This is a genomic window from Candidatus Magnetominusculus dajiuhuensis (assembly GCF_046044395.1).
In the GTDB taxonomy this organism is placed as follows: domain Bacteria; phylum Nitrospirota; class Thermodesulfovibrionia; order Thermodesulfovibrionales; family Magnetobacteriaceae; genus Magnetominusculus; species Magnetominusculus dajiuhuensis.
In genome coordinates, this window is record NZ_JBJUSG010000145.1 from 1 (window position 1) to 8,218 (window position 8,218).

Here is an 8,218-nt window from a genome sequence, read left to right on the forward strand (position 1 = left end):
AAAGCGGAGCTGACCAAATCTATAAACACCATCACAAACTACTACACAGAGCGCGGCTATGCAACCGCAATGGTAAACCCAGCTGTGTTTCCTAATGAAACCTCACTAGGCGTAAAGGTCAATCTCAAGGTCGAAGAGGGCAAGGTCTATAAAATCGGTACGATAGAATTTGCCGACAACACAAAGACTCGAGACAAGGTGCTCAGACGTGAGATGGCAATAAATGAAGGGGATACATTTGACAGCAAGAAGATAAAGCGGAGCCTTCAAAACATCAAAAATCTCGACTACTTCGATACCGTCGATGTAGCTCCAAAACCACAGCCCGACTCAGATATAGTTGATGTAGACGTTAAGGTTAAGGAAAAGATGACGGGCTTTGTAAGCGTTGGCGGCGGCTATAGCTCAGTTGACAAGATGATAGGTATGATACAACTTACCCAGTCAAACCTGTTCGGCACGGGAGACTATGCAAAGATAGCGTTAGAGGGCGGCGGCTCTAAGCTGTATGAGTTGACGTATAAGCACCCGTGGTTTCTGGATAAACCATATACGATAAGCGGAAGTCTGTATAGTTTAGACAAAAAATACATTGATTACAGCCGCAAGGCAACCGGTATAGTGGTAGGCGTTAACAAGAAATTCTGGGATTACTGGGATGCCGGTCTGTCCTATCGTTTTGAGGGCGTTACCGTACATGACGTCAGCAACACGGCCTCGCGCCTGATTATAGAACAGGAAGGATATGCAACGACAGGCAGCATCACGCCATCCATATCGCGCGACACCAGAGATAGTTACATTGACCCCACAACCGGCTCGAGAAACAGTGCGTATTTTACTTTTGCCGGCGCGTTAGGGTCTAACCACTACATAAAAGGCGGCATTGACTCCCTGTGGTTTTTTCCCTTTTTAGGACCTACAACCTACTCTATAAGGGGAAGATACGGCTACGCCTCCGGCTATGGCGGGAACGAGCTGCCGTTGTATGAAAGATTCTACGTTGGCGGTATATCCACAATCAGAGGCGTGGACTTCGGCCGTGCCGGTCCGCGTGACTGGGATGGCACGTACATTGGAGGTACAAGCCAGTTACTGTTAAATAACGAGGTTATATTTCCTATATTCCCCGAGATAAAATTAAAGGGTGTATATTTTGTTGACATAGGGTCTGCCCTTGGAAATGGGACGACATTGTCGGATATCAAATATACTACCGGCGCTGGCGTTCGCTGGATTTCCCCGTTTGGCCCGATACGCCTTGAGTATGGCGTGAATCTTAAACGAACCAACGGGGACTCTTTTGGTAAATTTGAGTTTTCTTTTGGGAGTTTCTTTTAGTCGGAGTGCCCCCATTTGGTTGCTAAAATATGATGTAATAGGGTATCATATCTTTTGGTATCATAGAGTTGATACTGTGAAAAATACTTAGGAGGAAAAATGAAGAAAGTTTCGATGGTGTTAGTAATGGCAGTTGCGCTCATCTTTACCGCAACAGCGGCGATGGCGCAGCAGAATGCAAAAATCGGTTTCGTCGACATTCAGAAGGTGATTAATGACTCAGAGCCTGGTAAAAAGGCAAAAGAGGCGCTTGAGGTACACATAAAAGGTCACCAGACTAAAATCGAGGAAAAGGAAAAGGCAATAGACACTATGAAGGCCGATTTAGAGAAAAAAGGCTCTGCCCTTTCCGAAGACGCAAAGAAGAAAAAGCAGGATGAGATGGCAACAGCAGTCAGAGACTTGAAGAGAATGGCCGCCGAGGCTCAGGAAGAGGTGAGAAAAAAAGAGGCCGACCTGACAAAAGATGTCTTTTCAGATATAAGGAGCATAATTCGCCAAATTGGAAAGGATGATGGATATACAGCAATCCTGGAAAGCGGTGCCGTGCTGTATTCCATGGATAGTGTTGATCTGACAGACAAGATTGTAAAGAAACTCAACGATCTGAAGAAAAAATAGCTGGTCGTATGAAGCTCATCGAAATTGCCGATATGTTGGGTGGCCGCATCACAAGCGGCCACGACATAGAGATTAGCGGGGTGTGCGGTGTTAATGACGCTAAAAATGGTCAAATCACATATCTCACCGATCCGAAGCTCACCGGCAGGCTTATAAACTCTCAGGCAAGCGCCGTGCTTATCAAGCGCACCCATCCTGATATAAGGATTCATCAGGTTGTCATTGACAACCCCTCTACGGCGTTTTCAAAGCTCCTGAGACTGTTTTATTCAAAGCCATTTACGGCGTTTGGGGTGATAGCTGGCGCTTATATCTCAGAAGGTGTAACTCTGGGTAAGGACATCAGCATATATCCCGGGGCGTATATCTGCCATGGGGCTTCAATTGGAGAAAAAACGGTCATACATCCTGGCGTTTTTATAGGTGAAAATACGATTATCGGACAGGAGTGTATAATTTATCCCAACGTGTCTATACTCGAATCTGTGACAATAGGCAGCCGCGTCATAATTCAGCCCGGGGCAGTGATAGGCTCAGATGGTTTTGGCTATGAAATGGACGCAGGGCGGTTCGTAAAAATCCCGCAAGTAGGTACTGTCATAATAGATGACGATGTGGAAATAGGGGCAAACACAACCATAGACAGGGCTACTACTGGAGCTACAAAAATAGGAGCCGGCACAAAGATAGATAATCTCGTCCAAATTGCACATAACGTAGAGATTGGTCAAAATTCAATCCTGATAGCCCAGTCAGGGATTGCCGGGAGTTCTACGCTTGGCAACTATGTCGTACTTGCCGGTCAGGTTGGTATTGCAGACCATGTGGAAATTGAAGCCGGCACGAGGGTCGGCGCACAGTCCGGCGTAATGGAAGATCTTAAGAAAGGCGCTTACATGGGTTCACCCTCACTGCCCCATTTACAATATAAAAGATCGCACATCTTGTTTGCAAAACTGCCGGAACTCAATGAAAGGATCAGTTCATTAGAAAAACAACTGGCTGAGATTACCAAAGACAAAAATACCTAAGGCCCGTGTAATGGGTTTAGAAATATACGCCGGAGGACTTTGCACTATGATAAATATAATGGAGATAATGAAAACACTGCCACATAGATACCCCTTTCTGATGGTCGATAAGGTAATCGAGCTGGTGCCTGGTGAAAGCGCCATTGGGATAAAAAATGTAACGATAAACGAGCCGTTTTTCCAGGGACACTTTCCCGGGAATCCCGTAATGCCGGGCGTGTTAATCGTTGAAGCACTGGCGCAGGTATCCGGAATTTTAGCATTTAAATCTGGAGTAGAAGGCAATACCGTCTATTTTATGTCCATAGAAAAGGCCAAGTTCAGAAAACCGGTGCTGCCAGGAGACTGCCTGAAACTCATAATAAAGTCACTCCAGAAGCGCGGCAAGGTCTGGAGATTTTCTGGCCGAGCGGAAGTCGATGACAACACAGTGGCAGAGGCTGAATTCACGGCAATGGTAACCGATGTAAAAGACCTCGACGGCGTGGAGGACAAATAACCATGCAGATACACCCCACAGCCATCGTCGGTGCTGATACCGAAATCGACGACCATGCAGTCATCGGCCCGTTTTGCATAATCGGCGATGGCGTTAAAATAGCCAAAGGCACACGCTTAATATCAAATATCGTAATTGATGAAAACACTGAGATAGGCGGCAACTGTGTCATTCATCCATTTGCCGGCATTGGGTTTCCTCCGCAGGATTTAAAATATGATGGCAGAAAAACAGGCGTTAAAATCGGCAACGATACAATAATCAGAGAATATTCGACAATACATAGGGCATCTGTAGGCGGAGATGGCATAACAGAAATAGGTGACAGCTGCTTCATCATGGCATATGTTCATATTGCCCACGACTGTAAGGTAGGAAGCCACGTAGTAATGGCAAACGCGGCCACGCTTGCCGGACATGTCGAAGTCGAAGACCATGCGGTCATCGGCGGCATTGTAGCCGTACACCAGTTCACAAGAATCGGCGCATACTCTATGGTTGGCGGCTTTAGCGGGATTGGTCAGGACGTCCCACCCTTTACGATTGCCTCAGGGGCAAGGGCAAAACTCTACGGCCTCAACAGCATTGGCTTAAAACGAAAAGGGTTCTCTGACGAGCAGATTCAGAATCTGAAAAAGGCATATAAGATTCTCTTCCGTGACAAACTCACTTTAAAAGAGGCCATAAAACAGGTCGAACATGATCTTGAGATGACAGACGAGATAAAAAGGCTAATTGAGTTTATATCGAACAATAAAAGGGGAATATGCCGCAAGACATAGAGAACAAGACGCTTGGCCTGATTGCCGGCATGGGATATCTGCCTATGGCAGTTGCGCAAGAGGCGCGCCACCAGGGCTATAGGGTGTTTGCGGTTGGGCTTGAGCCGGTGGTTGACGAGGCTGCCCTCAGGGGTTATGTCGATGACTTAACCTTAGTAAATGTGGCCAAACTCGGCACATTGATTAAGACACTAAAAGGGGCAGGCCTGACCGAGGCCGTTATGGCTGGCAAGGTGCCAAAGTCCCTTCTCTATAAAAATAAGACGATGCCGGATATGAGGGCAGTGACTTTTCTGTTGAAATTAAAGGACAATAACGACGATTCTATTCTCAACGCACTGGTTGAGGAGTTTGCCTCTGAGGGCATAACCATGCGAAACATAACAGACTTCACATCGGGGATGATAACCCCTGTAGGGCTTTTGACAAAGAAAGGGCTATCGAAGGACGAGCAAAAGGACATTGATTTTGGCTTTCCACTAGCGAAGGAAATCGGGCGTCTTGACATCGGGCAGACCATAGTGATAAAGGGACGGGCTGTCATGGCGGTAGAGGCAATCGAGGGCACTGACATGGCCATCAGAAGAGGCGGTGAGCTAGCTGGCAGCGGTGCTGTCGTAATAAAAACCAGCAAACCTAATCAGGACAAGCGTTTCGACTATCCAGCTATCGGGCTTGACACTATAGCCGCAATGAAGGAAGTAAAGGCCAGGGTGCTGGGTCTTGAGGCTGGCAACACGCTGATAGTCCAAAAAGATGCGGTTATTAAAGAGGCCCAAGCGGCCGGAATCTCTATAATAGGAGTGAAATATTAGACCATGTTAAATTACCTGAAAAACACTACACTGTCAACCGCGGCACTTGCCGTATTACTCTTAACCTTGCTGCCACACACATCACAGGCGGTTAATCTAAGTTTCCTGCCGTTTAAAAAAACAGAAATGGCAAGGGTCTTCAACACCACCCCTGTAGCACTACCAGCTTCTGAAAATGCCGCTGGAAAGATACAAATAGGTCCGCAGGGGGCAGACGTTACATATAACGAAGACGGCGACATAATCTTCACAGGCATGGACAAGGGCGGAAAGAAGTGGCAGTTTCAAACCGCAAACTTTACAAAAACTGATGGCTATAAGGCCGAAACGGCAGACCTTGATGGAAACGGAATCACTGACCTGATAGTCTATGTACCAATAATGGGTGTGCCCCCTGCCCCTGAGTATGAGCTAATGACCCTGATGTTCGACTCTAGTGGTGCCCCTATTCCTTTTAGCTCACCTGGTTATCTCCAGAGGCTATTTGACTTTAACAAAGACAAAAGGGCTGAGTTTCTGCACATCACCTATGACTACAACTACTGGATTGCCACGCTGTACGAGGCCGAGGGCGCCAGGTGGAAGGCCGTAAATTCCATCAAAGGGCCAGAGGGCAGACGGACTTTCCCCATGTATTTTTCGTTTACTAATCAGAGAAGTGTACCGCCGCCCGGGACATATCCATTTGCCTTTGATGTCTCAAACACCACGGCACACGCCGCCGGGCGTATTATGTCCTATAAATGGGGGAAGGACGACCACCAGTCTGACGCCGTATTTGTCGTCATCAGTACCAGCGACGGCAAAACACTGACCTGTAAGAATCCATTTTCTGCCATATTGATAGAAAACGAAACAGAAAGGACAATCGTCACCTCCTCGGCAAGCAGGGATGCGGTAATCACTGCCCTGAATGACATCATCAATGACAATTACAATTTGAAATTTTTCGGATTCAATCAAAACGCCGCAGGACCGGCCGCCTGCGTGTCGTCGCTGATATGGGCCAAAAAATAGCCATCTCACTATCTTTTTTTGTTAACGCGGGCTTTCTGAGATGGAGTTAACGTAAGATGCAACGGCGGCAGAGCTTTCTTGCGTATTTCATAGACATATGTGTCGATAACGCTATCGCAGCCGGCAGCGAAGAAATCCTCAGGGGTAAGCTGACCGTTTTGGTTTATGAAGGATTTAAGACCTTGCTCTTTAGCATTGCCAACTGGCTCAATACAATCGAGGGAAATGTTGAAATAGACCATGAACAACTTAAAGAGCTGCTTGTAAATTTCGGCATATCCAGAGGGCTTGACCCCGACGAAACACACGAGGCAGCAGCAATCATCTCAGAGACAATCGATGCTGAAAATATACACGCGATTATCGATGAGATAGTGATGAACTTTAACGACTATACACCAAATGAACAGCAGATAACATACGCTTATGACCGGCTGCAGATGGCCTGGGACATACTGGGAGACAAAAAAAGGGCAGTAGAGTACGCCATCATGGTGCTTGAACTAGACCTCAGGACATATGGGGAGTCGCACCCGTCGATAGCCGATAGATTCAACAACATTGCAATGGCGCTCTATCGCATAGGAAATTATAGTAAGGCAGTGGATTATTTCCAGAAGGCGTTGCAGGTTGACCTTGAGTTATACGGACAAGGCAGCCAGCGCACGGTCGGCAGGTACAACAACATAGGGATGGCGCTAAGGAGCGCCGGGCAGGCCGCAGCCGCAATCGAATACTATGAAAAGGCCTTAGAGCTGGATAAAATCCTCTTAGGCGGCACACACCCCGCCGTCTCTATGCTCTATAACAATATAGGGCTGGCCTGGGGTGTGCTTGGCAACGCTCAAAAGGCGATAGAGTATTATAACTTGGCTATCTCAACCGCAGGGGCACGTTTCGATGAGGAAAACTCCGACATCGCTGCCATATACTGCAACATGGGATTAGCGTGGCGTGCGTTGGGGCAAACAGATAAATCTATAGACAGTTATACGAAGGCCCTTGAGATAGATATAAAAATCTACGGCAGTGCAAGCGTAAACACGGCAAAGGACTATTCAAATCTCGGCACGGCGTGGAGCATTAAAAGAGACTTTAAAAAGGCTATAGATTATTACACGCGCGCGCTGGAGATAGACTTAGAAATACTTGGGGAGAGTCATCCAGATATCGCAGTAGACTATAACAACATAGGGATGGCGTGGTGCTCGATGGGGTATCTTTATAGAGGGATAGACTACTATATGAAGGCAATAAAGATAGATGTCAGCTTTTATGGTGAGAATCACGCCTCGGTAGCCACAAGATATAACAATCTGGGACTGGCGTGGAGGAGTCTTGGTGAACTCCAAAAGGCAATAGATTACTACGGCATAGCGCTAAAGATAGACATAAGCGTACATGGCGAAAACCACCAGAGCGTAGGCCGGGATTTTAACAACCTTGGATCTGCGTGGTCAGAAAAAGGAGACAGGGAAAAAGGCCTCGAATATTACACAAGGGCACTTCAAATCTTCACCGAAACCTATGGCGCTGACCATTCCAATACAGTAACAGTCAGAGAGAATCTAAAATCCATAAGTTGAAACAACGTAAGCGTCTAAATAACTACACCAGTTGATTTACCTAGTACACCTCTGTCGACATATTGCGGCTGCAGGGATTTATAATTATAGAAAAAGCAGTTCACTCTGATAAACTGAGGTATCATCAGGCTTTTTCGATTAAAAGCACTCACCTGAAAGTAGGCAAAGTGTTGCTTCCGCAGATGCCGTAATCCTTCGTAAAATAAGGATATAAGCCAGTATTCGCTGTTTTCCACTGCTTTTTATAGGATTATACCCTGATAGAAAACCCATGCCGGATTACATGCATCTTTGCCGGTACTATGTCCAGCTTCTCAGATACCTCTTGTCCTATGTGGCTTAGATGGCTTTCACATGCACATAACTGCCCCCAGCCAGATACACTCGAATATTCGACGCCCCCTGATATATCATCTGTCCAATGTCTCCAGCAGAAGCTGAAGTGTGGCAGGGTTGAACCCGTCCCTGATTTCTATGCAATATCTTGTTCCTATCTTCAGGTTTAGAGAAGGACTTGATTTCTCTA

General features: G+C 46.7%; 9 protein-coding genes. 8 read left to right on the forward strand and 1 reads right to left on the reverse strand.

From position 1 onward, the window contains the following. The 8 genes from bamA to AB7D94_RS15110 all read left to right on the forward strand — a co-directional run. Positions 1-1,341, forward strand: a 1,341-nt coding sequence (gene bamA / locus AB7D94_RS15075; protein WP_420266797.1) for an outer membrane protein assembly factor BamA, incomplete at its 5' end; no start/stop codon positions are given. Between the two features lie 99 nt (positions 1,342-1,440). Next, positions 1,441-1,962, forward strand: coding sequence for an OmpH/Skp family outer membrane protein (locus AB7D94_RS15080; RefSeq protein ID WP_420266798.1), 522 nt, complete (start codon positions 1,441-1,443; stop codon positions 1,960-1,962). Positions 1,963-1,970: 8 nt separating this feature from the next. Then, positions 1,971-2,993 carry a UDP-3-O-(3-hydroxymyristoyl)glucosamine N-acyltransferase gene (lpxD, locus tag AB7D94_RS15085; protein WP_420266800.1) on the forward strand — a complete coding sequence of 341 codons (1,023 nt, stop codon included), beginning with the start codon at positions 1,971-1,973 and terminating at the stop codon, positions 2,991-2,993. 46 nt (positions 2,994-3,039) lie between these two features. Further along, positions 3,040-3,492 (forward strand): 3-hydroxyacyl-ACP dehydratase FabZ, encoded by a 453-nt coding sequence (fabZ, locus tag AB7D94_RS15090; RefSeq protein ID WP_420266801.1) that lies wholly within the window; start codon positions 3,040-3,042, stop codon positions 3,490-3,492. Positions 3,493-3,494: 2 nt separating this feature from the next. Next, positions 3,495-4,274, forward strand: a complete 780-nt coding sequence (gene lpxA / locus AB7D94_RS15095; RefSeq protein ID WP_420266802.1) for an acyl-ACP--UDP-N-acetylglucosamine O-acyltransferase — start codon at positions 3,495-3,497, stop codon at positions 4,272-4,274. Continuing rightward, positions 4,259-5,089 carry an LpxI family protein gene (locus AB7D94_RS15100; protein WP_420266803.1) on the forward strand — a complete coding sequence of 277 codons (831 nt, stop codon included), beginning with the start codon at positions 4,259-4,261 and terminating at the stop codon, positions 5,087-5,089. The genes lpxA and AB7D94_RS15100 overlap by 16 nt, the downstream gene beginning before the upstream one ends. A 3-nt stretch (positions 5,090-5,092) precedes the next feature. Further along, positions 5,093-6,106, forward strand: coding sequence for a hypothetical protein (locus AB7D94_RS15105; protein WP_420266804.1), 1,014 nt, complete (start codon positions 5,093-5,095; stop codon positions 6,104-6,106). Positions 6,107-6,162: 56 nt separating this feature from the next. Next, complete coding sequence (locus tag AB7D94_RS15110) at positions 6,163-7,692, forward strand: tetratricopeptide repeat protein (protein ID WP_420266805.1); 1,530 nt, start codon at positions 6,163-6,165, stop codon at positions 7,690-7,692. A 250-nt stretch (positions 7,693-7,942) separates the two neighbouring features. Here the strand turns inward: AB7D94_RS15110 and AB7D94_RS15115 are convergent, their stop codons facing one another. Beyond that, entirely contained in the window at positions 7,943-8,143 is a 201-nt protein-coding gene (locus AB7D94_RS15115; RefSeq protein WP_420266806.1) for an IS66 family transposase zinc-finger binding domain-containing protein, read from the reverse strand. Positions 8,144-8,218: the final 75 nt, after the last annotated feature.

What these genes read in the sequence shown, in the direction of transcription:
- fabZ (WP_420266801.1), top strand. Translation starts at nt 3,040, where the DNA reads ATGATAAATATAATGGAGATAATGAAAACACTGCCACATAGATACCCC.
- AB7D94_RS15110 (WP_420266805.1), top strand. Translation starts at nt 6,163, where the DNA reads ATGCAACGGCGGCAGAGCTTTCTTGCGTATTTCATAGACATATGTGTC.
- AB7D94_RS15100 (WP_420266803.1), top strand. Translation starts at nt 4,259, where the DNA reads ATGCCGCAAGACATAGAGAACAAGACGCTTGGCCTGATTGCCGGCATG.
- AB7D94_RS15105 (WP_420266804.1), top strand. Translation starts at nt 5,093, where the DNA reads ATGTTAAATTACCTGAAAAACACTACACTGTCAACCGCGGCACTTGCC.
- lpxA (WP_420266802.1), top strand. Translation starts at nt 3,495, where the DNA reads ATGCAGATACACCCCACAGCCATCGTCGGTGCTGATACCGAAATCGAC.
- lpxD (WP_420266800.1), top strand. Translation starts at nt 1,971, where the DNA reads ATGAAGCTCATCGAAATTGCCGATATGTTGGGTGGCCGCATCACAAGC.
- AB7D94_RS15080 (WP_420266798.1), top strand. Translation starts at nt 1,441, where the DNA reads ATGAAGAAAGTTTCGATGGTGTTAGTAATGGCAGTTGCGCTCATCTTT.